Source organism: Shewanella sp. (assembly GCF_041630135.1).
GTDB lineage: Bacteria > Pseudomonadota > Gammaproteobacteria > Enterobacterales > Shewanellaceae > Shewanella.
Genome location: NZ_JBFKLW010000025.1, coordinates 12577 through 37949, shown reverse-complemented (window position 1 = coordinate 37949; position 25373 = coordinate 12577). Strand labels below are relative to the sequence as shown.

Genomic DNA, 25373 nt, shown 5'->3' with positions numbered 1-25373 from the left:
ACAAGCACATGAGCCACCTGTACTCTACACTCAACTTCGGTCTTGGCGAAGACGTGGATATGCTGCGTGACGCGGTATACGAGTTTGCCAAAGGTGAAATTGCACCGCTGGCTGAAAAAGTTGATCGCGACAACGCCTTCCCCAATGAGCTGTGGGCCAAATTCGGTGATATGGGCCTGCTGGGCGTTACCGTGGCCGAAGAATACGGCGGCGTCAACATGGGCTACCTCGCCCATGTGGTCGCCATGGAAGAAATCAGCCGCGCCTCGGCCTCCATTGGCCTGTCTTACGGCGCCCATTCCAACCTGTGCGTGAATCAGATTTACCGTAATGGCAACGATGCCCAGCGTGCCAAGTACCTGCCAAAGCTCATCAGCGGTGAGCACATAGGTGCGCTCGCCATGAGTGAGCCCAATGCCGGTTCCGACGTGGTGTCCATGAAGCTTAATGCCCGCAAGCAAGGCGACCGCTATATCCTCAATGGTAACAAAATGTGGATCACCAACGGCCCCGACGCCCATACCTATGTGATTTACGCCAAGACTGACCTTGATAAGGGCCCGCACGGCATCACCGCCTTCATCGTTGAGCGTGGTTTCAAGGGTTTCTCCCAGGCGCAGAAGCTCGACAAGCTGGGCATGCGCGGCTCCAACACCTGTGAACTGGTGTTTGAAGACTGTGAAGTACCGGAAGAAAACATCCTCGGTGGCCTCAATAACGGCGTGAAAGTGCTGATGAGCGGTCTCGATTACGAGCGCGTGGTGCTCTCCGGCGGCCCACTGGGCATCATGACCGCCTGTATGGATATCGTCGTGCCTTATGTGCACGAGCGGGTGCAGTTTGGCAAGTCTATCGGCGAGTTCCAGCTGGTACAGGGCAAGCTGGCCGATATGTACACCGGCATGAACGCGGCCAAGTCCTACGTGTACAACGTGGCCCGCGCCTGTGACAGAGGCGAGACCACCCGTAAAGACGCCGCCGGTGTCATCCTGTACGCCGCCGAGCTGGCCACCAAGATGGCGCTGGATGCGATTCAGCTGCTGGGCGGTAACGGTTATGTGAATGAATACGCCACCGGCCGTTTGCTGCGTGACGCCAAGCTTTACGAAATCGGTGCCGGCACCTCGGAAATTCGCCGCATGCTGATTGGCCGCGAGCTGTTTAACGAGACTAAATAACTCACGCCAATAAGCCTGGCCAATAAGCCCGACACCACACATCCACTCCCCGGAAAAACGCCGGGGATTAAGGACACAGCGGCAGGCAAAGAGCCTGCCCTATGGAGGACACAAGACGTGACTCAACTCGCCTCCCGCGTGAATCCACGCAGCGATGAATTTAAGCAAAAATACGATGCCATGGCAGCTCTGGTAGCTGACCTCAGGGACAAGCTCGGCCATATCGAACAGGGCGGCGGCCCGGTGGCCATGGAGCGCCACTTATCCCGTGGCAAGCTAGCGCCCCGCGCCCGGGTTGAAAAACTCTTAGACCCCGGCTCGCCCTTTTTGGAGCTGAGCCAGTTTGCCGCTTTCGAAGTCTACGATGAAGACGTACCGGCTGCGGGCATCATTGCCGGTATCGGCCGGGTCAGCGGCGTGGAGTGCATGATTATCGCCAACGATGCCACCGTAAAAGGCGGCACCTACTACCCGATCACGGTGAAAAAGCACCTGCGCGCCCAGGCCATTGCCGAGCGCTGCCACCTGCCCTGCATCTATCTGGTGGATTCGGGCGGTGCCAACCTGCCCCGTCAGGACGAAGTCTTCCCCGACCGCGACCACTTCGGCCGGATCTTCTTCAATCAGGCACGTATGTCCGCCAAGGGCATTCCGCAAATCGCGGTGGTAATGGGTTTGTGTACCGCAGGCGGCGCCTATGTGCCAGCCATGGCGGACGAGTCGATTATCGTGCGTGAACAGGGCACCATCTTTTTGGCAGGCCCGCCACTGGTAAAAGCCGCCACCGGCGAAGAAGTGAGCGCCGAGGAGCTTGGCGGCGGCGATGTACACACCAAAATCAGTGGCGTGGCCGACCATCTGGCGCAAAACGACGAGCACGCGCTGGAGCTGGCCCGCAAGGCAGTATCGCGCCTCAACCACCAAAAGCAGGTTGAACTGCAACTTTCGAAAGTGAAACCGCCCAAGTACGACATCAACGAACTGTACGGCATAGTCGGTACCGACCTTAAAAAGCCCTTCGATGTGAAGGAAGTGATTGCCCGCATCGTGGATGACTCAGACTTTGACGAGTTCAAGGCCAACTACGGCACCACCCTGGTGTGCGGATTTGCCCGTATCCATGGTTATCCGGTGGGTATTGTCGCCAACAACGGCATTCTGTTCTCTGAGTCGGCCCAGAAAGGCGCCCACTTTATCGAGCTGTGCTGCCAGCGCAAAATCCCACTGGTATTTTTACAAAACATCACCGGCTTTATGGTGGGTAAAAAATACGAGCACGAAGGCATTGCCAAGCACGGCGCCAAGATGGTGACAGCGGTCTCCTGCGCCACTGTGCCCAAGTTCACCGTGCTGATTGGCGGCAGCTACGGCGCCGGTAACTACGGCATGTGCGGCCGCGCCTTTGAGCCGACCCTGATGTGGATGTGGCCCAATGCCCGCATCTCTGTAATGGGTGGCGAGCAGGCCGCTGGGGTACTGGCGACTGTGCGTAAAGATGGTCTGGCCCGTAAAGGGGAAACCATGAGCGCCGAAGAAGAAGCCAAATTCAAGGCACCCATCATCGCCCAGTACGATAAAGAAGGTCATCCATACCATGCCAGCGCGCGCCTGTGGGATGACGGCATTATCGACCCGGCGCAAACCCGTGACGTACTGGGGCTGGCCATTTCCGCCGCCCTCAATGCTCCCATCGAAGAGACCCGCTTCGGCGTGTTCCGCATGTAAGGAGAAGGCTATGACAACCATGACTTCCATTGCCGAGCTGTCTGCCTCCTTCAGCCGCATCCGCCTGGAGCTTAACGGCAGGGTGGGTTATCTCATCTTAAATCGCCCCGAGGTACACAACGCCTTCGATGAGGTGATGATCAGCGAGATGACCCAGGCCATCAACGCCTTCGCCCATGAAAGCGACTGCGCTGTGATGGTCATGAAAAGCGACGGCAAGCACTTCAGCGCCGGCGCCGATTTGAACTGGATGCGCAAGCAAGCCGCCATGGACTTTGACGACAATCTCAAAGATGCCCGCGAGCTTGCCAACCTGATGGATACCCTGGATCGCTTCCCCAAGCCCTCCATTGCCCTGGTTAACGGCGCGGCCTTCGGCGGTGCGCTGGGACTGGTTTGCTGCTGCGATATTGCGATTTCCAGCCACAAAGCCAGTTTCTGCCTTTCTGAGGTCAAACTTGGCCTTATTCCGGCGGTCATCAGCCCGTATGTGGTACGTGCCATGGGGCCACGCCAGAGCCGCCGCTATATGCTCACGGCTGAGCGCTTCGATGCCAGCATGGCACTTGCCTTGGGCGTAGTGCATGAAATCGCAGACGATTTGGACGCCGCAGCCGCGCCCATTATCCAAAATCTGCTCAGTGGCAGCCCCCAGGCGCTGGGGTGGTGCAAGTCGCTTATCGCCCGTTTGCAAAGCGGCGTGATTGATGAGCACACCCGTGACTACACCAGCGAGCGCATTGCCCGCATTCGGGTGTCAGCCGAAGGACAGGAAGGCCTCAACGCCTTTTTCGATAAGCGCAGCCCAGCGTGGGTTAATGATACCGGCAGCAAGGACTAAGGGATTTTTCATGTTTAACAAACTCTTAATTGCCAATCGCGGTGAAATCGCCTGCCGCGTTATCCGCACCGCCCGCGACATGGGCATTAAAACCGTGGCCGTCTACTCCGACGCCGACCGCGACGCCCGCCATGTGGCGCTGGCGGATGAGTCTTTTTATCTGGGTGAAAGTGCCCCGGCAAGCTCGTACCTGCGCGGTGAGCTGATTATCGATATCGCCAAAAAATGCGGCGCCGAGGCCATTCACCCCGGTTACGGCTTTTTGTCGGAAAACGCCGAGTTTGCCCGCGCCTGCGAGGCAAGCGGCATTGCCTTTGTGGGTCCGGGCTCAGACGCCATCGACGCCATGGGCAGTAAAAGCGCCGCCAAACTGATTATGGAAAAGGCCGGTGTGCCACTGGTACCCGGTTACCACGGCGACGACCAGAGTGATGCCACCCTGCTTGCTGAAGCCAAAAAAATTGGCTATCCCCTGCTTATCAAGGCCGCCTACGGTGGCGGCGGTAAGGGCATGCGTATTGTCGAGGGTGAGAGCGAGCTTAAAGCGGCCATCGACTCGGCCCGCCGCGAGGCCGCCTCAAGCTTTGGCAACGATAAGCTCCTGATGGAGCGCTATCTGCGTCAGCCGCGCCACGTTGAGGTACAGGTGTTTGCCGACTCACAGGGCAACTGCGTGTATCTGTCTGACCGCGATTGCTCTATCCAGCGCCGCCACCAAAAGGTGGTGGAAGAAGCTCCGGCCCCGGGCCTGCCGGACAGCCTGCGCAAGCAAATGGGTGAAGCCGCCGTTGCCGCTGCCAAGGCCATCGATTATCGTGGCGCCGGTACCGTGGAGTTCCTGCTTGACGTCGATATGAGTTTCTTCTTTATGGAGATGAACACCCGTCTGCAGGTAGAGCACCCGGTAACCGAAATGGTCACAGGTCAGGATTTGGTGAAATGGCAGCTGCTGGTTGCCGCTGGCGCCGAGCTGCCACTGGAGCAGCAGGAAATCCAAATTCATGGCCACGCCTTTGAGGTGCGGATTTACGCCGAAGATCCCAATAACGAGTTTTTGCCTGCCAGTGGCAAGCTCACCTTTTTGCGTGAACCCGAGCCAAGCCGCCATGTGCGCATCGACTCAGGCGTGCGCGAAAACGATGTAATTTCAAACTACTATGACCCCATGATTGCCAAGCTGATTGTGTGGGACGAGTCACGCCCCCGGGCGTTGGCCCGCCTTACCCGTGCCCTTGGCGATTACCGCGTGGGTGGCCTTAAGCACAATATCGAGTTTCTCGCCAACATCGCCGAGCATCCGGCGTTTGCACAGGCGAACTTTTCCACCGACTTTATTGGCCGTTATGGTGATGCGCTGATTGGCGACAGCCGCGATGAAGCCGACACCGCCTTTGTGCTGGCCGTGCTCACTCAGCTGCGTTTACGCGAGGCTGTGTCTCAGGACGTGGCTGGACACGACCCCTTCAGCCCCTGGTCGAGCCTTAAGGGCTTTCGCTTAAGCAGCCCAAGACGCCACAGCGTAACCCTGCTGGATGACGCTCACCAAAGCCGCAGTGCCGAACTGACTGAGGCTAACGGCCGCTATCAGCTAAGCCTCAACGACAAGCTGATTGAGCTAAGCGGCAGCATTGAAGACAGCGAGCTTAAGTGCGAAATCAACGGCCACAAGATGAAGGTAACGGTATCGCTGGAAGAAGGCGGCCTCACCGTGTTCCTCTCAAGCGGCAGTTACCACTTCCGTGAAGTGCTCGGCCAGGTGCTGGAAGAAACGGCCAGCTCTGAAGATAAACTCAAGGCACCGATGAACGGCACCGTGGTGACCCATCTGGTGGCTGTGGGCGATAAAGTCAGTGCCGGTCAGGGCCTGCTGGTCATGGAAGCCATGAAGATGGAATACACCATAGAAGCACCCTTTGATGGGGTGGTGAGCGAGTTCTTCTTCGCCCCGGGCGAGCTGGTATCCGACGGCACCCTGCTGCTGGCGCTGGAAATGGCCGACACCGCAGCCGACAGTAAAGCAACGGAGGCCTGAGATGGCACTGCCAAGCTCCATCAGCCTGTTTGAAGTCGGCCCCCGTGACGGCCTGCAAAACGAAAAGCAGGTCACCACGGCCGACAAAATTTTGCTGGTCGAAAGCCTTGCCGCCGCAGGGGTTAAGCGCATCGAAGCAGCCAGTTTCGTGTCGCCAAAGTGGGTGCCGCAAATGGCCGACTCCGGCGAAGTACTCAAAGGTATTTCCCGCGTGGCCGGGGTGCGATACAGCGCCCTCACCCCCAATCTCAAGGGGCTGGAACTGGCGCTTGACGCCAACGCCTCTGAGGTGGCGGTATTTGCTGCCGCCAGCGAGGGCTTTAGCCAGAAGAACATCAACTGCTCGGTTGAAGAGTCAATTGAGCGGTTTATCCCACTGATAGAAAAAGCAAAAGAGCATAACCTGCCGGTACGGGGTTATGTTTCCTGTGTGCTCGGTTGCCCCTACGATGGCGAGATAGCTGTAAGCGAAGTGGCGCGGGTGTCTGAAATTCTGTACAAACTCGGCTGCTATGAAATTTCGTTGGGTGACACCATAGGCGTTGGCACTCCGCTAAAGGCCCGTAAAATGGTCGAGGCCGTGGCGGCCAACGTGCCGGCAGACAAGCTTGCGCTGCACTTTCACGACACCTATGGCCAGGCGCTGGCCAATATTCTGGCCTGCATTGAAACTGGCATCCGCACCGTGGATACCTCGGTGGCGGGCCTCGGCGGCTGCCCCTACGCCAAGGGTGCGTCGGGTAACCTTGCCAGCGAAGATTTGGTGTATATGCTCCACGGTATGGGCATAGACACAGGCATAGACCTTGGCAAACTGATTGAGGCCGGAAACCGCATCAGTGCCGCCCTTGGTCGGCACAGCGGCGCCAAAGTGGCTCGGGCTCTGACCTAGCCACTGCAAGATAACAATAACTATCTCCTGCCCCACAGCGGGCAGGTGAACAAAGCACAGCACACGACCTGACATCACAGCAGGTTAAGAACAAAAGGAAGACAAGATGGCTGGACTCTACAAGGTCGTCGACAGTTACGACCAGGCCCTGGCGGGCCTAACTGACAATATGACCATTATGGTGGGCGGATTTGGCCTGTGTGGCATCCCGGAAGGCCTGATTAACCAAATGGTAAAACTTGGCACCAAGGGGCTTACAGCCATTTCCAACAACGCAGGCGTTGATGACTTTGGTCTGGGGCTGTTGCTGCAAAACAAGCAAATCAGCACCATGATAGCCTCCTACGTGGGTGAAAACGCCACCTTCGAGCGCCAGATGCTGAGCGGCGAGCTGAACGTTATCCTCACCCCACAGGGCACACTTGCTGAAAAAATCCGTGCCGGCGGCGCCGGTATTCCTGCGTTCTTTACCGCCACAGGCTACGGCACGCCGGTTGCCGAGGGTAAAGAAACCCGCGAAATCAAGGGTCGCCACTATGTGCTGGAAGAGTCCCTGACCGCCGATTTTGCCCTTATCCGCGCCTGGAAGGCCGATACCATGGGTAACCTGGTGTTCCGTAAAACCGCCGCCAACTTCAACCCCATGATGGCCACCGCCGGAAAAATCACTGTGGTGGAAGTGGAAGAAATCGTTGAGCCGGGCGAACTTGACCCGGACCATATCCACACCCCGGGTATATATGTGGATCGCATCATCAAAGGCAGCTTTGAGAAGCGTATCGAACAGCGCACCGTGAAAAAGGCATAAGGAGACCGCCATGGCACTTTCAAGAGAACAACTGGCCCAGCGCGTCGCCAAAGAGCTGAAAGACGGCTACTACGTAAACTTAGGCATCGGCATCCCTACCCTTGTGGCCAACTATATCCCCGACGGCATGCAGGTGATGCTGCAATCGGAAAATGGCCTGCTGGGCATGGGTGAATTCCCCACCGAAGAGACTATCGACCCGGACCTGATTAACGCCGGTAAGCAAACCGTTACCGCGGTAAAAGGCGCGTCCTTCTTCTCCAGCGCCGAGAGCTTCGCCATGATCCGCGGCGGCCATGTGGACTTAACCGTGCTCGGTGCCTTCGAGGTGGACGTGGAAGGCTCTATCGCCTCCTGGATGATCCCCGGCAAGCTGGTAAAAGGCATGGGCGGCGCCATGGATTTGGTGGCCGGTGCCGACAATATTATCGTTACCATGATGCACGCCGATAAATACGGTAACTCCAAGCTGCTGCCCAAGTGCGAGCTGCCGCTCACCGGCTTTGGCTGTATCAAACGCGTGCTTACCGATCTGGCGTTCATCGAAATCAAAGACGGCGCCTTCCACCTGCTGGAGCGCGCCCCAGGCGTGACCGTGGAAGAAATCGTCGGGAAGACCGCAGGTAAGCTTATCGTGCCCGAGCACGTACCTGAGATGCAGTTCTAAACGGCCCAGCGCTTTCAGAACAGTCCACAAAAACACCCGCATCTGCGGGTGTTTTTATATGTATAGCCTGCTGCTGTTTGCCAATCCAAACTTGTGACATCATTCCGCTTGTTAAGCTGTTGTTATTTATGTATCTTAAGCGTCAATAAGGTGCGAATTTGTCATGATAATTACAGGCGTCACACTGATAGTCAGCTGATAACAACTTGTATTGAGTCTTCAGCAAAGAAAAACAGCCAGGGAAGCGCATAATCTGTAGAGACTAAGGATAAGCTCACCATTCTCTCCACTACCGCCCTGGCCTTTCGGCTCTGACTCAAACCGCTCAGATATCATCATTAGATGCCCTTTCAAATGAAGGGCGTCATGCGGTAGCCATGGCGTTTTCCGGCAGCCACAATGGGGAGTCGGGAATAGTGAATGGTGAATTGGGAATGGTGAATCGGGAATGATGAGTCGTGAATCGGGAATGGTGAATCGGGGGTGGTCGGTCGGGATGGCATAGTCACAGCCGATCGAGGGGGCTGACTGTTCCGGCGTAATGTTGTCCCAGCACATGGGTATAAATCTGCGTCGTTTTTACATCATTGTGGCCAAGCAATTCCTGCACGGTACGGATATCGTATCCGGCCTGAAGTAAGTGGGTCGCACAAATTCAGCCGGACTGAATTTGAACAGCTCCGCTGGCCCGAAGGGGAAAATACAGGGAGGTATTTTATAAAGCTGTGACGGAAAGTGTGGCAACTCACCCGCTTGTTGACCCCTGATTTAGCAACAGCAACCGCCAGCGCTTTACGCACAACACTCTGATGAAGATGATGCCGACATAACGCCCCGGTAATGGGATGATGGCAGATTGCATGTGATGGGAAGACAAACATCCAGATAGATTTTCTGAACGCGTTTGGATATTTGCGCCCAAGTGCATAGGGCAGTGATGGCCCAAGGCCTTGTAGATTATCTTTCTGCTGAAGGGCTGTGGCGCAGGTTATGTAAGATTGCAATGCCGTCGCACAATGTTGGCTAAGCAGTGTTTTGCGATCTTTACGGCCTTTACCGTCCCGCACTGTTAAAGACAGATGTTCAAGATCAACGTCCTGGATCCTGAGTCTAAGGCATTCGGAGATCCGCAAGCCACTACCGTAAAGCATTTCGACAATCAGCCGGCTACGCCCTTCCAGACAATTGAGGATGCGCTTTACTTCATCAACAGTCAGTACTACAGGCAAGAATCGCTGTTTGCTGGCGTAATGAAAACCAAGGCTGCCAAGTTCCTGATGCAAGTGCTTATGATAAAGGTAGACCAGGGCGTTTAACGCCGTCTTTTGGGTATTTATTGCCACATTGCGTTGATTGGCGATAAAGGTCAAAAACTGTGCGACCTCTGCTTGTCCCATCTCTGCCGGGTGCCTTTTGTGGTGAAAGCGGATAAAGGTCTTTATCCAATACAGATAGGTTTTTTCTGTACGGATACTGTAACCACGCATCCGCATCTCTTCGCGAATGCCCTGCAGAAACGGACTTTGAGTGGCCATGCCAAAAAACCACAAAACTGTATGTACACACAGTATGATTTCAAAACAGACGATTTCGCCACCCCAAATGGTAAAAAATGTGCGCACTATTTCTGAAACACTTTTTATAATTTCAACAAATTCACAAGCTTAAAAATGGTGCACGAAACAAAGCGAGCGCGAATCATGCGCATGCGCACTTTCCACCCAGGATGATTTTTGCTAATTAAAAAATCAAATTTAAAAACAGCGTGTTGCGTGAGTTCTTGCCAAGTGGTCGGAGGGGAGATTATGCGCATGCGCACTATACAAATGTTATGTTTACAAGGTCTATACTGTTTAGATTATTCAAATGAGGAGTGAGCATGAAAGTCAGAATACAACATACAAAAATCTTTGCGGTTCTTGCATTGACGATATTATTATCTGGCTGTCCCTTAGATGGTGACAAAGGTGAGAAAGGATCCGTTGGTGCTACTGGTCCTGTTGGTCCAGCCGGCTCGGTTGGCCCTTCTGGCATCAGCTGTTGGGATCTTAATGAAAACAATATCAAAGACTCTGCTGAGGACGTAAACCAAGACGGAATTGTGAATGTCGCTGACTGCCGCCCGGCTGTGGTCCATCAGCAAACCGTGGAGAGAACTTGGTATGTTGCCTCTGGGGCCCTTCTATTCGCTTCAACACAGGCAGACCCTGACGGGCCGTGGGCAGACCCTGCGCGTCGATTGCCGCTGTATGATAATTCAGCTAACTGTCTGTTGAATATTGATCCGCTCTGCGTCGCGGATCCGGTTCCCGACCCTTGTGGACTTTGGTATTGGGCGGACGGGCCGGAAGATTTGACTGGGAGCCGTTATCTAAAGGCCAGTCGCGGTTACCAGTATTCAGTTCAAATATTACAAGATTTTAATTCTGCCAATACTCCGGATGACCCAACAGATGATTCATTCGGATGGGAAAACTGTCTGGCCAGCTGTCTCGCTGACTCGCAATGCGTCGGCGCGAGCATTACTGAGAGTGGCGAAGAAGCTCTTGCCTGTCGACTCATCGCAAAGACCCAGTTCGAGGCCCCTATTGTCGATGAATACGATCATCTTGGTCCCCGCACACAGGAGCAATGGCCACCGATTTTGTCCGGAATGGAAAACAATTTCCTGACTGCTATCAGAAACACAATCATCAGTGTTTGTCCTGCTCCTACGCCTTGAAATATATGGAGAAAGCTGTCGAGTATGATGAATTTAAACGAATGAAAACTTAAGAAAACTCATCCAAAGAATACCAACATAACAAGGTTATCAACCGGACTCCATTTCCGTCGCTTGGTTTTTGTGCTTATTAGCACAAAAATCCAAGCAACTACAATTCGCCGGTTATAACGGCGTTAAGCCCTAAAGTTCAGAGTATCAACATGAATTTGAAACCAAGCAGATTGCCAGATAAAGAATCACTTAAAAAGCGCGCCAAAGCTCTGGCAATGTTGGATGCAATTATCTGTCCGGAATGGGAAGATCGATACTATAGCTTCGATCAGAAATGGGACGAGAATGAACAAATGGCTTCCATGCGCAACGGGTGCGGAGATGAATGGTTTATTTTGTTCGCTTCTTTTGGGATAGGCATAAAAGGTCTGGATCACGAAACTGAGATTGCAGCGGATGATGAGTTTAGAGAGGAGATAGCGGGGCAGCTACCAGCCAGCTTCTCCTCTTTCTACAAAGAGCCGTCTTTCTCTTGGGACTGGGTTAGTTTTTGTTATTGGTTAGAACCGGAAACGTCTGAGTGGCAAAAGGTTGAAAATACCGCCTCGAAATACGAAGATGATAATGACGGATCTTCAGATCTACTAAACATACTGATCGATAATGAAACGGCATATCATGAGTTTGTTGGATGGTATTATGAGCTCGAAATTCCAATTGAAACCATAAAAAAGATTTATGATCTAGAGCCTTTATCAGCAGTAATGATTGAAACTCTCAATAAGGATATAAGTATCAATCAAGCTATAGAATTTGCCAACGAAATTGGTTATCCACTATCAGAGTCGTTGGCTTAACAAGTGCGTCAAAGATGACGCCTGGCGGCGCACTTTACGCAGGCGTTATGCCTAAAGGAAGAATCGTGGAAATATCCGAAGAAAATAAACTAGAAGAAATTTTAAGGTTGGCTGCTAACGAACCAGCCCATCGACCACAATTCTGTGAGGTCCTACTAAGCTCTCAGGTATTTTTGCTTGGTACAACTGGAGTACCAGGCACGGATGGAGAAGTGAATCTCGAAGCTGGTAGTAAAATTCAAATCCAGCATTGGGAAAAGCCAGATGGCTCACCTGTAATTCCTTTCTTTTCGTCGCTTGAAGTGTTGCAAAAATCAATCAATAACGAAGAATCATATTTGGCCCTACCAGTACGTTCTTTGTTTGAAATGACACAAGGAGCTACGCTATTTCTTAACCCCAAATCAGATTATGGTAAAGAGTTTGTTCCTGAGGAAGTTGCGCACTTGTTATCTATCGGTATCAGTCAGGCTCCATCTCAGAGAGTGGTAGAGAAAGAAACCAAAGTTCTTCTTGGGCAGCCTTCTAATTACCCATCACAAATGGTTGACTCACTTACACAGCTATTGGCAAAGCATGGCAATGTTAAAAAAGCTTATCTGGCACTCATGCATGACACATCTGTTGATGAGAAACCACATCTAATAGTTGGCATAGAGGCAGATGGTGATATTGAGAAGGTAATGAGAGAGGCTGGCAACGTGGCTGGTGATACCGCGCCTAAAGGCGAGCCTGTTGATCTCTACGTGGTCAATGAAAATGATTTTGGTTTGAGCCAGTACTTTATAAATCAAACTAAGCCATTCTACGAGAAAAAATGGGGTACAAAGCTCAAATCGTGGTTTGGTGTGGGTAAGGCATAACAAGTTGCTGCACTCGGACACATACTGCTACGCTCGTTTTTGTGTGTGTCGCTGCGCTCCATTTTACACAAAAACGCTCTCCGCAGTATGTGCCGGTGAGCAAGGCGTTATGTGAACTCACTAAGGAAGGTATTATGAACTACAAGAATGCACTTTTACCTCTCTGTTTTTTGTCCACCGGAGCACTTGCTGCAAGTAACTACGCATCGGTAGAATTAACGCATTTGGAACCAACAAAAACTGAAAGCACTTGGCTTAGAGAGAAGCAATTTATGCCACGCTACCCCGTTGAGTTGGCAATGAAGGGAATCGCTGGCTGCGGAATATTTAAGGTAATAGTCGACGAAAGGGGTTCAACCGAAAGCATCGATCTTATTAGTTCAGTTCCTGAAAAGGTTATTTTTAAACCAGTAACGAAAGTTATTAAAGATTGGGATTGGATGTTGGCTGACGGCAAATCCCCAATCCGCGAAGAAAAGCTATTGAGGCTAGATTTCTGTATGGGAGGTAGTACAGAGGAAGAATCTATTTCAATGTGTAAACAACAGGCAGCTACGGAGTGCGAATAGCGTACACATAACAAACAAATTATGGCACTCGTTGGGGCGCAAACATGTGCGCGGCTTCGCCATTATTAAAAAAGTGTCTTCGCCCCGTATTCAGAAGTTAAGTGTTACTATGAAGTTGAGCATTGGTATACTTATTGTCGCAATAGTAGTTTCGGTAGGTATCTGGCAAGCGGATATTGCGAATGATCGCAGTAAGGCAATTAAAATCAGCGAAAGAGTCACGGCATATAATGACTGGGAATGCGGTTATCAATCACAAGTGGGTTGCACCAATGTGTTTGAAGTTGCTCCTGTTCAAACACTTCAGGTCGAACGTATTCGCTACGGTAAAGATTTTGTGGCGGTAAAAATAAGTCAAGGCGAAAAAACTGGCTGGGTTATTTCTGGCAAAGGCATTGAAGTATATGTGCAGCCCAATACTTAACGCGGCGTTATGTGAATTTCTGAAAGATGAAAATATACGGATATACAAAGCAAAATTCAGAGATACTATCTGAGCTTAGTGAAGTCACTATATCAACTTCACCAAAAACCCTTCGAGAGTTATCTTTATTTTTAAATAAGTGCGCTGACGAAATTGAAACCAATGACGCGGATTGGGAGCATAAGCATTTTGAAAGTAAGTCACTAAAAAGCATTTCCCCTATTGTTATAGTTTTTAATGAAGATCAGTTTTAACTCACATAACAAGGTAAGTCAGCATAGCACTGAACTTGACCCGTTTTAGTGGACATCTAAATCGTTTGATGAAGGTGTCGATATGCCAACTTATAAAACAGGAAAACGTACTCAGCAGTACAGTGTCGAGTGGACGTCGCGCACGCTCTGGACATTCATCCGTTTATGTTGGCTCGTTGGCGCAAACAATACCGAGATGGTAAATGGGGCATGGGCAACAAGACAAAAAAGTAGCCTAAGCCGATTGCCGAACATGATGACGTCAGCAAATTAACTCGGTGTATCGGTGAAATGGAGTCGGAGAATGATCTGCTAAAAAAGTGGCCACGGTTTCAGGCCGAGGAACAGCGGCGTCATTCCGATTCATAGCCCGCTATCATGGGACGTTCCGACCGTCTCGTCTGCGTCAGCTTGTCGGATCAGAATCACTTAACTACACTTTTCATCCTCCGTTAACAGAGAATCAGGAGTAATTGTGGAACATAAAAATACAATTTGAAGCAAACTATCGGAAGGCAATTTACGTCGCACTCGCTTCTATAATTATAAATACTTTAAGCATCATATTTACGATCAATTTCGAAGAACCTTGGCAATTGCAAAATGAACCAGATATGTTTTTATGGGGTTTTATCGGTATTATAATTAAAGCAATAGTCTCTCCCGCGTTTTATTCTTACGGACTATTTATGGCGTTTTATTCAAAAAACCACTAATACCAATTTCACACCAACATTATTGGTCGTAATTTTTAAGCGCACTCTCTTTTGCATATTCTTTGGTAATCGCATATTTAATTACCGTAATCAAACTAAGCTAAAAAGGCTAAAGAAACTCGAGTCAACTCATAACAAATCAAGACTGCTTCTCCATGAACACCACTGCGCTGGGCATTTTCTAAGGTCTAGGTAGTATTCGGAATAAGTTAAGTGAGATAATATGAAAAAATTACAGATGTTCGCTGGTGTCGCCTCAATAAGTGAGGCCATTATTTATATGTCCGCATTCATTTATTTTGGCCTGTTCTTTAACTTTCCACACGGGACAGATGCCGTAGAAGCCGTTAATTTTCTTACAGAGAACCAACTCAGCCTCACAATTGTAACGTTCGCCATGTATATTCTTTTTGGCTGCTTACTTGGTCTGTTGGTTGTTGGCCTCCATAATCAGCTGGGTAAAACTGGCTCTCCACTCGTACAAGTTGCGTCTATCTTCGGCGCTGTATGGGTTGGACTGGTAATAGCCAGTGGAATGATTTCAAATATCGGCTTGAATGCCGCGCTCAACATATCAACTGAAAGCCCCGAAAAAGCCCTTGATGTATGGAATATTGTAAGTATTGTCGTAGAGAGTTTAGGAGGTGGCAACGAATTAGTTGGTGGGCTTTGGGTGTTGCTAATCAGTTTAGCTGCTTTGAAGCTCCAAAAGTTGTCGCGTTATCTCAATTATCTTGGCATATTTGTTGGTGTTGCTGGCATATCGACGATATATCCTGCTGAAGCTCTGACTGAAATATTCGGTGTTACTCAAATAGTTTGGTTTTTATGGCTTGGCATTGTATTCATCAGGTTGTCAAAAATGAGTAAACCCAATACTTAATGGTAAGATTTTTTTAAACAGCAGTTCCGAACACGAGTGTGTTCAACATTCGGTGTCATATTAAAAGTCACAGAACGATATGAGCATCCAATCGTCCTTCAAAATAGAAGGACAACTGAGATAGCGGTAATTTCCAGTTTTTAATCGGGTGTGACCAGCACTCCTGAGCCTTCAATATACCTGCGTAGCGCAGTTTGAGTAAGCTGTTCTCGTTGCCCTCCTTGGTTTTCTTCAGTTTACGAAACTGACGATGCAATGCCTCAACCGCGTTCGTGGTGTAGATTAGCTTACGCACATATTCAAGGTACTCTAAATAGGTTGATAACAGCGCCCTTTTGTTGCAACAGGACTTGATGACCACAGGATATTTGTCGCCCCATTTGGCTTCCAACTGATCCAGCGCATCTCAGTGGCATTGAGGGTTGTGGCCTTATGAACACAGCCCTTTCATAAACCAAGGCCATTACCATAATAATATTTGAAGTACATTGCCGATTATTACCAAATAAAAACCGGCTCATTACTGAGCCCGTTTTAGCTATTACTGATACTGATTAGGCACGACGACGCAGTGCCGCTATCAGCCCCAGTAGCAGCAGCGACACAGGTGCTGTGCTACCGCCGCTGGACTTCTTGAGCGGTTCCGGTTCAGGCGTCGGCGTTGTGGCAACCGGCTCTACGCCATCAGAGACAATCGTCAGCATAAAGCTTGTGGAAGCGGCATCGCTTGGGTTTTCCACATCGCTTACTGTGACTGTCACTTCCACTTCACCATGGAAATCTTTTTCCGGCGTGATGCTGAAGGTGCTGCCTGAGCTGCTACCGGATACGTTGGCGGTGATGTGTTCACCGGTCACCGTAATCTGGTTAACACTGTTTTGCTCATCTGCGTACAGCACTTCAATGCCTTCCAGGGTGGTGTTTTCATCCATACTCTGGTCGGCAATAGCGCCCATTTTGATGTTGGCTGGCACAGTGATTTCGTGGTTAATTTCGATATCAGCCATACCTTCAACCTGGCTTACTGCATTGACTGCCAGAGTCTTGCCGGCGGCAGATGGCTTCACCCTGGTCCAGGCAGTCACTTCAAACTGTGATGACTCAGGGCCCTGATAGTCATAACAAATAACCAGACCATCGGACAGTTTCTCATCGAGGTTATCGAAGGCTACACGCTCACCACGGTATTTCTCCAGCGGACCATAGCTATATATACCACCACGGAACCCCTGCACACCGATGGAACCACGGCCGTCTTCACCGGCAAAATCGATGTTGTCGTAGGCCATCATCATTTCATATTCGCCATCACCAAAACGTGTATTAACGTTAAAAATCAGTTCGAAGTCGAATCTGTCGTTCAACGCCTCCCATTGATTTACACGACTGGCATCCATCCCTGCGTATTTGTATGAACGGGCATTGTCAAATTCAACGATTGCCCAACCGGTTTGAGTGCTGGCTACAGTGATACCGGCACGCTCTGAATAGGTGTTAATCAGCGGAGCCGTCATAATTGCCTGGGTAGCACCGGCACCCAAACCGTATCCACGCCACAGCATACCCAAACTTTCATAAGGGAAGCCGTTGTAAGGGAATACATCGTGGAACGGGAAGAAAAACGGCTGACCGGCCCAAAGAGATACAACTCCGTGTGCGTGAATGTCGATGGCGTTTTGCTTACCGGCGTTCAGATCATCGGCGTTGTTGTAAAGGTGGAAGCTGTCGTATCGACCACCGAAAATCAAATCAATGGGCAGTACAATACCGTTACGGTAAAGGATCATATTGTCTTTACCGTAAAGGGCTCTGCCGTTTGCACCGTATTCCACCGGAGAAAAACCACCGAACATCGGATAAATACGGAACTCTTCCAGGTCTACATAGCCACCGGGGTTTTTATTGCCAAAGTCAGGAGTTCGGCACATGGCATCATCAAGGTTGGTTGTAACCTTGTATGAAGGTTCCATATCGCGGGTATCCGGCTGGACACCGCTGATGGTCAGCTTGCCGTTTTCCAGTTTAATGTCGGTCACCATGGCACTGGATGAGGTCAATACATCTTCCACATACAGACTTAAGTCCGCTGGCACATCTGCCGAGATACTGAAAGCACGGTCTGCACCCGAATCGTTAGGCAGTACAGTGAAAGTAAACGGAATTTCATCACCTTCACGGGCAGAGGTCTGTGGCACATCCAGGCTCACATCGTCTTTGCCACGGCTCAGTTTGAACGCCGTTTTACCAATATTACCGGCATTAACAGCTGAAGTACCAAAGTCGATGAGAGAGTAATACACATCCCCTTCGGCCATTTCGGTCATATTCCAGTTCACCTGAAGATCCACAGGCTCCTTACCTGTGCTGGCAGGCACATCAACGCTCATATCAGTTGCCAGTTCGTCAGTCACTACGGTTGCGGCATACTCGAAGGTTTCCTCCGGTGAATCATAGTAATTGTTCTGCGCGGAACCTTTACGGGAGTTATAGAAAACCGCCCAGTACATTCCTTCATCTGGCTGGTTGATATTGCAGAAGTTGTTGTAATTAATATGATTGGAAACGCACAGCAACTCCTCAAACGGATCAGGCTGGCCGTTGCCGTTGTAGTCTTTACCTACATAAACCAACAGATTACCCTTATCCAGCGAGCCTTCAAGTGGCGATTCTGTGGTACCAAAAGACTCTACAATCAAACGCTTGGCATTTGCTGGAACGTTTATCATTACGGTTGCCGTGGCTTCATCCAACCGGCTTTCCACCGGAATTGTCTGATCAGCCTGAGAGTCCCAAGGGAAATACCGGTCATCATCTTTTGGCAGGGTGATAGATTGTACATCGGCTTTCACGGGGGCAAAAATTCGGCCGTGAATGCTATCCCCTTCAGGAAGACTAATGCCTTTTATTACCGCGTTGCCTTTGTTTCGGTGAGCCGTGGCAGCCAAACGGCCAGGCATTCCATTTTTGTCGTACTTAAACACGACCGGCCAGTGTGCCTCTGGTGATTTTCCGCTGCTCTCGGTGAAAATCAGGTTGGAGTGAAGTTCAACTTCCGAATTGGAGAACCACTCCTGAGTGTCCATAATGGACGCTTCAATCACTATGGACTGGGTTTCACCGGCTTCGAGAGTAAATTCGCTGGGGCTGACGGTAATGTTTACCCCGTTCTGTTTCATCTGCGAATTCATATCGGGATGCCAGTTAAGCACATCATCATGGGTGACAGACCAGCTGCCGTCCTTGGTGGCTTTGACGGTACGGATCCACTGACACTTGGGCTTACAGCTGAAATTTACCAGTTGCGGAATGTTCAGCTTGTGCACCATACCACCATTGAGTGGGTCGGCCGCACGGAAATTATCGGCAGTCTCATCCATGATGAGACCCGCCTGCACTGCATTGGCCACGTTTATACGGCCGGTGCCTGCGCGGTAAGTAGACGCCAGGCCAATATTTCCCGTTGCTTGGTTCAGTCGGCGGTATTGCACCTGATTATCAGCAGTCATGGCCAGCGCTGATTGAATTTCGGTCGCTGTCCACTCTGGCTGAGCCTGCTTAAGCAATGCCATGGAGCCTGCTGCATGAGGAGAAGCCATGGACGTACCGCTTAAGAATGCGTAATCGCCCGAAGCAGGTGCTGAAGTAAAGGGATGCTCATCAGCAAAGGCGGCATAAATGTCAACGCCGGGTGCTGCTACAGCCGGGATCAGCGCTTCAGGTGTGGAAGGGCTTGGGCCACGGGACGAAAAAGCCGCCAACCAGTCAGCCTTGGCCGGGTCAATCACCCGATCAATCGCGGTGGCACTGATGGTGAGCATATGACCTGTTCCCTTCACCAGCCAATCGCTTAATCCGTATCCAGCCATGCCGTTATCGTAACGGCCATCCCATTCCTGTTTGGTGATATGAATACTCGGCAGGGAGTAGGACGCAGTAGGCACTATGGCATCGGCATTACCATAGTTGTACATAATCATACCATCGGCGCCACCGGCCTTGATGTTATCGGCCTTGGCACTGCGGGCAACAGCATTGGGGTCAGTAAGACTGTTACGCCGACACACCACGATAACATCAACAGGGTTACCGCCGCTGTCGGTCAAATCGAACGTCCCGACCGGGAACGGACTGGCACAGTACTCATCACCAAAATTTTTGGCCTGAACCACCATACCGGTAACAGATTCTTTATTTACTGCACCACCGATGATTTCCATCCATCTGGGCGCTTCAGCGCCGCCCATGGGATCGATCAACTTGGTTTCAATCTCGACATCACGACCATGGGTAGTGGCAGCCACGTTCAAAAGCCAGGGAGAGGCATGGTCGATGGCGCCCATATATTCGGAATAGCCACCGGCCTGACCGGAATTACCGGCGGCCGCTGCTACAGAAATACCTGCCTCACGGGCTGCCAGAAAGGCCATTTCAACATCGTCGGACCAGGGGTGGGAATCCTGACCACCAATAGAGAAGTTGATGACGTCCACACCATCGCTGATGGCATCTTCAATACCGGCAATTAATGCTTCACCCGGGCATCCGGCGAACACGTCATTACTTGGATGACAAACCTGATAGGACACAATGTTGGCGTGGGGAGCCACACCACTGATACGTGGGAACAGGGCTTCCTTTATCAAAGCACCATCTGACACCTTTTCCGCGACGGGACTGGAAAAAGCGACATCATCAAGCACGTTACCCGCAGCGGTGGAGGCTACGTGTGAACCGTGTCCCTGGTAATCTTCACCGATGGCGGGACGGGTATCACCAAAAATACCGCTGGTAAAATTGTCGGTAATCACATCATAAGAGCGCACACCGATAAGCTTGTCGTTACACAGGCTCTCAAAGCCCTCTTTGGTGCAATCACCTACGTAGCTGCCCGCTCCCCAGGGGTTTACATGGTCATAACCATCACCGCCAACATCAGCAAATGATGGATGGTCAGTGTTTACGCCAGTGTCAACGATACCGACAATAACACCTTCCCCCTGATAGGGTATTGACTGAGTGACAGTCCCCTGCCAGATCTTGTCCGCCTGTATCAATTGTGGCCCGGCATCTGACAGCAACTCATAAGTTTTTGCGCGTCTTACAGAAGCCACACCGGCAATTTCCGACATACGCTTTGCTTCATCCTGAGTCAGACTCATAGAGAAACCGTTGACGGCATTGGTAAACTGATGGCGTACTTCACGCTGGCCAACGACCAATGCGGCTTCATTAAGTACCTGCTGTTGCTTGCCAAGCAGGTGTGCCTGATAGGCGTTGACTTCATTTGCTACCGGCCTGCCGGCGACAAAGAGTTTGCCTTGAGAACCCGAAGATGTGCGAATCTGTCTGGCTTCGTTGGAACGCGCCAGCGGTTTGTCTACCAAACTGACGATATAAACATGCTCACCGGTCAGACCCTCTTCAAACTCAAACTTGCGATGTTGTGGCGAGATCTGAACATTAAGACCTTCACCCTGCCCCAGTGAGTCGTCATTGATCGGGGCAGGTGCCTGCAATTTTGCGATTTGTTCGGGGGTGAGTTTCAGCCCTTCGAGCTGGTGTTGCTGTTGCATCGAAGCCGCAGCATACATACTGCCGGCCCCATAAAGGGTAGCCACCACAGCACTGGTGATAAGGTTAAGTTTCAAGAGGTTTTCTCCACTTATAGTTAGATTTCTTGACCTGCTGCGCGCAATGTTTGCGCGCGAGACGAGACCAATCTAACCACCATGGATGCTGTTGGTGTCAGTACTTCGATGTAGCATTTTGTATACTTTGTTAACACAAGTCACAAATACGCAACACGAGTAAGAGCATAAAATCCATTGAATACAAGTTATTGAGCGAAGCTGCTAAGTCTGCCCATTGCGGACAAGCTCTATTCGCGACTCAAGGAATACCTGCAAATACAGTTCTACAAGGAGTAATGCGCTTGTTGCCGCAGCGCAGTAACACCATAACTGCGCTGCCTGGTGTAAAACAGCGACAAAAGCTGCAAACACCCTCTTCCAAAGATCAACAGCCGCTAACGATGGCGCTGAAAGTGCCACAGAACCCAATAGACAGGCTTCAGGTCTTTACCGCCTATATTGCGCAAGGGTTTCAGTAACGGCCGCAGCCACTGCCAGCGACGCATCCGCTGCTGAGTCTCAAGCCAGTTTTGCTCGCCACCACTACGACGATAACTTGCAATGGCAGCGTCTATTTGAGCATGTTCAGTACCCATATAGCGGTAAAGACTGTGCAGGTACACCAGCAGATCGCGCTGCTGCTGATAACGCAGGGGCCGGCTTTGCTGAGCCGCTTCAAAGTCAATAAATTTGACGTTACCTTGCTGCCAACCAATATCCCGCAGCGCCGGGCGACCATGGGAAAGTCCGAGTGCATGCAAATCAGCAAGTGCTTTGGCGCTGTCATTCAGGACATCCATGAAAGGCACTGAGCTATCGGATTTGGACGCATGTAACCAGCTGCTGACCGTCTTGCCGGCATCTTCCACCACAAAGAAATCATCTCCGCTCAGCATCACACGGGGAACAGGCGCACCTTTGCCAGCCAGGCCAGTCAGCACTTGAATCTCCGTCTGCAGTGCCCGCCTGGGGTCGTCTTTTAACAGTTTCATCGCACCTGCAAGCCGTTCCGGCTGTTTCAGCCAGTATTTGTGACCGGCGAATTCAAAAGACTGAATGCGGCTATCGGGATGAGTCTGGCGCAACGTGGCAACCCTGGCTTCAAACTCAATCATATCCGGCTGTGATCTTGCTGCTGTGTGCTGTGTCATCGTCATTCCCTGTGGCTTTGGGCCAGCATTATCCCCGCAGGCTGGGGCAATTTCAATGCAGGTTGGCGCTGATACGGCTGCTGTTTACTGCGCTGATGCACGATAGGGTACGCACTAAGCGGTACACCAGAAAAGCAAAAGGCCTCTCTGGGAGGCCTTCTACAGTTAGCGCAACATTAATCGGCGCTGTGTTCCTGCCATGGCTGAGCCCGGTTTTCCAGCAGTACCGGAATACCTTCAGTGATGGGATAAGCCAGGCGATCAGCCTTGCAGATAAGCAGCTCTGCAGCTTTGTCGTATTCCAGTTTGCCCTTGCATACCGGGCAGGCAACGATATCCAGAAGTTTTTTATCAAAGGCCATGGGATGTTCCTTGCTTGGCATTGGCTGCCCGGGAGAGCTTCTCCAGCAGCTGTGTTGAGAATTGTGGCGATAGGTTCGCATCAACAGCAACATACCACCAGTGTTGTTTGGCAAATTCGCGACATTTAACCGCATCTTTTTCGGTCATCAGCAGCGGCAGGCCATTGTCGATGGCCGCAATATCGCTGGCCTGATAGGCCATGTGATCGGCAAATTCATGCGCTGCATTGAGCTTATAGCCCTGAACGTTCAGTGCTGAGAAGAAGCGCTGTGGATTGCCTATACCGGCCATGGCATTGACTTCATCACCAACTGAAGGCGGAGTTGCGTCAGCGCCTGGCAAGACCGGCAGCAGCCCGCTGGGCTGCAATGTCATGGCAAACTCCCCTGCTTCGGCGCTTTGACCATTGCAGATACTGAAATCGACACGGCTTTTACGCCACAGGCCTTCGCGCAGCGGCCCTGACGGTATAAGCAAGCCATTGCCGAAACGGCGCTCACCATCGATGACCAGAATCTCGATATCGCGCCCAAGCTGATAATGCTGCAGGCCATCGTCACAAAGAATGACATTGACGTCGTGGCAGGCCAGCAACTGATGGGCTGCCTTGACACGGCTTGCGCCCACCACCATAGGGATACCGGTGCGCAGGGCTATCATGGCGGGCTCATCACCGACTTCGGCGGGCGTCATACCGGGGCGTACCTCGCGTTCCCCTTCAATCCTGGCCCCATAGCCACGACTCACGACGCCGGGTCGCCAGCCATGTTGGCGCAGCAACTCGATTAAATAGAGCACTGTGGGGGTTTTGCCACTGCCACCGGCGGTGATGTTACCGACGACGATAACCGGCACAGGCAAGTGTGTTTGCCGCTTAAGACCAAATCTGAAGCCAAGCCGCCTGAGGCCGCTTATCAGCCAAAACAGCATAGACAGCGGCAACAGCAACCACGCAGCCCAATGCCCCTGATACCAGAGCTTATGAACAAAATTCTGCATCAGCCGGTAAACTGCATCTGGTAAAGCTTGGCGTACATGCCATCCTGCGCCAGCAGGGATTTATGGTTACCACGCTCCACAATGTGGCCCTGTTCGATAACCAGAATTTCATCCGCACTCTCGATGGTTGACAACCTGTGGGCGATCACGATTGAGGTACGGTTTTGACGCAAATTCTCAAGCCCTTCCTGAATGGCTTTTTCTGACTCTGTATCCAGCGCCGAAGTGGCTTCGTCAAGAATGAGCACGGGGGCATTTCTGAGCATGGCGCGGGCAATGGCGATCCGCTGGCGCTGGCCACCGGATAGCAGTACACCGTTTTCGCCCACCTGGGTATCAAGACCATCCGGCAGCTTATTGATAAACTCCATGGCATGGGCCAGGGTTGCCGCCTCAACAATCTGCTCACGGGTCACTTCCCACGGGCAAGCATAAGCAATGTTGTTGGCAATGGTGTCGTTGAACAGGGTTACCTGCTGGCTCACCAGTGCAACCTGGCTGCGCAGGTTTTTAAGCCGGTAGTCATCCACATTCACACCATCCAGTTCAATAGCACCCTGTTCCAACCCGGTGTAAAAACGGTTTACCAGGCTGGCAATGGTAGATTTGCCGGAGCCGGAGCGCCCTACCAGTGCCAGGGTTTTGCCCGGTGGTACATCGAAATTGATGCCATCGAGCGCGCGGTTGTCCTGACCGGGGTAACGAAATGCCACATTTTTAAAGCTGACATGCCCTTCAACCCGCTCAGCCTCGAACTTGCCTTTGTCTTCTTCCGGTGCCGTGTCCAACAACTCAAACACGGTACTGCAGGCAGCAATACCGCGCTGAAACTCCGCATTCACACGGGTCAGGCTTTTGATGGGCTGCAACATGGCGAGCATGGCGGCCAGTACAGTGGCAAAGGTACCTGCAGTCAGCTCATTTTTAAGTGAGTCAAAACTGGCGGCATAAAGCACGAAGGCCAGTGCAAAGGAGCCAATAATCATAATGGTGGGCTGGCTGATGGCCTGGGCCACGGCCAGTTTCATATTCTGATGGCGGTTTTGGTCGTTCACCCTGGCAAATCGTCCGGCCTCGGTTTCCTGGCCGCCAAATGCCAGCACATTTTTGTGCCCCTTGATCATCTGTTCGGTTACAGCCGTCACCCCGCCCATGGCACTTTGAATTTGACGGGAAATCTTACGGAAACGGCGGCTGACCACAGTGATCACCACGCCTATCACCGGGCCGACAATCAAAATACACAGAGACAACTTCCAGGAGTTGTAAAACATTAATCCCAGCATGGCGATAACGGTAATACCATCGCGCACGATTGAGATAAGTGCACTGCCGGACGCGCGGGCAATTTGTTCGGTGTCAAAGGTGACGCGGGAAATAAGATTGCCTGAATTTTCACGGTCGATATAGCTTACCGGCAGGGTCAGGTAGTGTTCAAATACCTGCTGGCGCATGTCCATAATCAGCCTGGCACTCATATAGGAAATGCCGTAAGTGGACACAAAATTGGCCAGGCCACGCAGGGTAAACAACCCCACTACCACAAAAGGCGCCCAGAACATCACCTGATTATTGGAGTTGAATCCCGATGAGGTGCCCATATCGAGGGAACCGGAAACGCCGCCAGAGGAAAACCCTTTGTCGATAAAAGGTTGAATAAATGCGATAAAGGCGGCATCCACCGCGCCGTAAAGTATCAGCGCCAGCACCGACAGGATGGCAATGCCCTTCATAGGCTTAAGGTAGCCGAGCAGGCGTTTAAAAACCGCTGAGACTTCCTGATTGTGAACTGTAGTCATTGATTA

18 protein-coding genes and 2 pseudogenes are annotated in these 25373 nt (G+C 51.4%); 13 read left to right on the top strand and 7 right to left on the bottom strand.

Annotated features, from left to right (window positions below; all coding sequences use genetic code 11):
* The first annotated feature begins 8 nt into the window (after nucleotides 1-8).
* The 7 genes from ABYK60_RS08950 to ABYK60_RS08920 all read left to right on the top strand — a co-directional run bounded on the left by ABYK60_RS08950 (nucleotide 9) and on the right by ABYK60_RS08920 (nucleotide 8143).
* On the top strand, nucleotides 9-1178 hold the full coding sequence (locus tag ABYK60_RS08950) for an isovaleryl-CoA dehydrogenase (protein ID WP_372871647.1): 1170 nt from the start codon (nucleotides 9-11) through the stop codon (nucleotides 1176-1178).
* A gap of 117 nt (nucleotides 1179-1295) precedes the next feature.
* Nucleotides 1296-2903, top strand: coding sequence for a carboxyl transferase domain-containing protein (locus ABYK60_RS08945; RefSeq protein WP_372871645.1), 1608 nt, complete (start codon nucleotides 1296-1298; stop codon nucleotides 2901-2903).
* A gap of 10 nt (nucleotides 2904-2913) precedes the next feature.
* A complete protein-coding gene (locus tag ABYK60_RS08940; protein ID WP_372871644.1) occupies nucleotides 2914-3744 on the top strand; it encodes an enoyl-CoA hydratase-related protein in 831 nt (276 codons plus the stop codon).
* A 10-nt stretch (nucleotides 3745-3754) separates the two neighbouring features.
* The gene (locus ABYK60_RS08935; protein ID WP_372871643.1) at nucleotides 3755-5776 is read left to right on the top strand and encodes an acetyl-CoA carboxylase biotin carboxylase subunit; all 2022 of its coding nucleotides are present in this window, start codon (nucleotides 3755-3757) and stop codon (nucleotides 5774-5776) included.
* Nucleotide 5777: 1 nt separating this feature from the next.
* Nucleotides 5778-6668, top strand: a complete 891-nt coding sequence (locus ABYK60_RS08930; RefSeq protein WP_372871642.1) for a hydroxymethylglutaryl-CoA lyase — start codon at nucleotides 5778-5780, stop codon at nucleotides 6666-6668.
* A gap of 106 nt (nucleotides 6669-6774) precedes the next feature.
* Complete coding sequence (locus ABYK60_RS08925; RefSeq protein WP_011759472.1) at nucleotides 6775-7476, top strand: CoA transferase subunit A; 702 nt, start codon at nucleotides 6775-6777, stop codon at nucleotides 7474-7476.
* 10 nt (nucleotides 7477-7486) lie between these two features.
* On the top strand, nucleotides 7487-8143 hold the full coding sequence (locus ABYK60_RS08920; protein WP_372871641.1) for a CoA transferase subunit B: 657 nt from the start codon (nucleotides 7487-7489) through the stop codon (nucleotides 8141-8143).
* Nucleotides 8144-8648: 505 nt separating this feature from the next.
* Here ABYK60_RS08920 and ABYK60_RS08915 read toward each other — a convergent pair.
* A pseudogene (locus tag ABYK60_RS08915) lies at nucleotides 8649-9678 on the bottom strand (integron integrase).
* A gap of 344 nt (nucleotides 9679-10022) precedes the next feature.
* On the opposite strand from ABYK60_RS08915, the gene ABYK60_RS08910 reads away from it, so the two are divergent.
* The 6 genes from ABYK60_RS08910 to ABYK60_RS08885 all read left to right on the top strand — a co-directional run bounded on the left by ABYK60_RS08910 (nucleotide 10023) and on the right by ABYK60_RS08885 (nucleotide 15425).
* Nucleotides 10023-10865 (top strand): hypothetical protein, encoded by an 843-nt coding sequence (locus ABYK60_RS08910; RefSeq protein WP_372871640.1) that lies wholly within the window; start codon nucleotides 10023-10025, stop codon nucleotides 10863-10865.
* A gap of 203 nt (nucleotides 10866-11068) precedes the next feature.
* Nucleotides 11069-11716, top strand: coding sequence for a hypothetical protein (locus tag ABYK60_RS08905; protein ID WP_372871639.1), 648 nt, complete (start codon nucleotides 11069-11071; stop codon nucleotides 11714-11716).
* Nucleotides 11717-11781: 65 nt separating this feature from the next.
* The gene (gene sseB, locus ABYK60_RS08900) at nucleotides 11782-12579 is read left to right on the top strand and encodes an enhanced serine sensitivity protein SseB (RefSeq protein ID WP_224159496.1); all 798 of its coding nucleotides are present in this window, start codon (nucleotides 11782-11784) and stop codon (nucleotides 12577-12579) included.
* A gap of 134 nt (nucleotides 12580-12713) precedes the next feature.
* The gene (locus ABYK60_RS08895; protein ID WP_372871638.1) at nucleotides 12714-13148 is read left to right on the top strand and encodes an energy transducer TonB; all 435 of its coding nucleotides are present in this window, start codon (nucleotides 12714-12716) and stop codon (nucleotides 13146-13148) included.
* Nucleotides 13149-13257: 109 nt separating this feature from the next.
* Nucleotides 13258-13572 carry a hypothetical protein gene (locus tag ABYK60_RS08890; RefSeq protein ID WP_372871637.1) on the top strand — a complete coding sequence of 105 codons (315 nt, stop codon included), beginning with the start codon at nucleotides 13258-13260 and terminating at the stop codon, nucleotides 13570-13572.
* 1193 nt (nucleotides 13573-14765) lie between these two features.
* The gene (locus tag ABYK60_RS08885; RefSeq protein ID WP_372871636.1) at nucleotides 14766-15425 is read left to right on the top strand and encodes a hypothetical protein; all 660 of its coding nucleotides are present in this window, start codon (nucleotides 14766-14768) and stop codon (nucleotides 15423-15425) included.
* A 67-nt stretch (nucleotides 15426-15492) separates the two neighbouring features.
* Here the strand turns inward: ABYK60_RS08885 and ABYK60_RS08880 are convergent.
* The 6 genes and pseudogenes from ABYK60_RS08880 to msbA form a co-directional block, all read right to left on the bottom strand.
* Nucleotides 15493-15866 (bottom strand): annotated as a pseudogene (locus ABYK60_RS08880) (transposase); the annotation flags it as partial.
* 113 nt (nucleotides 15867-15979) lie between these two features.
* The gene (locus tag ABYK60_RS08875) at nucleotides 15980-21016 is read right to left on the bottom strand and encodes a S8 family serine peptidase (RefSeq protein WP_372871663.1); all 5037 of its coding nucleotides are present in this window, start codon (nucleotides 21014-21016) and stop codon (nucleotides 15980-15982) included.
* A gap of 434 nt (nucleotides 21017-21450) precedes the next feature.
* Nucleotides 21451-22206, bottom strand: a complete 756-nt coding sequence (locus ABYK60_RS08870; RefSeq protein ID WP_372871635.1) for a serine/threonine protein phosphatase — start codon at nucleotides 22204-22206, stop codon at nucleotides 21451-21453.
* 176 nt (nucleotides 22207-22382) lie between these two features.
* Complete coding sequence (locus tag ABYK60_RS08865) at nucleotides 22383-22568, bottom strand: Trm112 family protein (protein WP_372871634.1); 186 nt, start codon at nucleotides 22566-22568, stop codon at nucleotides 22383-22385.
* Nucleotides 22558-23568 (bottom strand): tetraacyldisaccharide 4'-kinase, encoded by a 1011-nt coding sequence (lpxK, locus tag ABYK60_RS08860; protein WP_372871633.1) that lies wholly within the window; start codon nucleotides 23566-23568, stop codon nucleotides 22558-22560. Before lpxK ends, ABYK60_RS08865 begins: the two co-directional genes overlap by 11 nt.
* Nucleotides 23568-25367 carry a lipid A export permease/ATP-binding protein MsbA gene (gene msbA / locus ABYK60_RS08855; protein WP_372871632.1) on the bottom strand — a complete coding sequence of 600 codons (1800 nt, stop codon included), beginning with the start codon at nucleotides 25365-25367 and terminating at the stop codon, nucleotides 23568-23570. The genes lpxK and msbA overlap by 1 nt, the downstream gene beginning before the upstream one ends.
* Nucleotides 25368-25373: the final 6 nt, after the last annotated feature.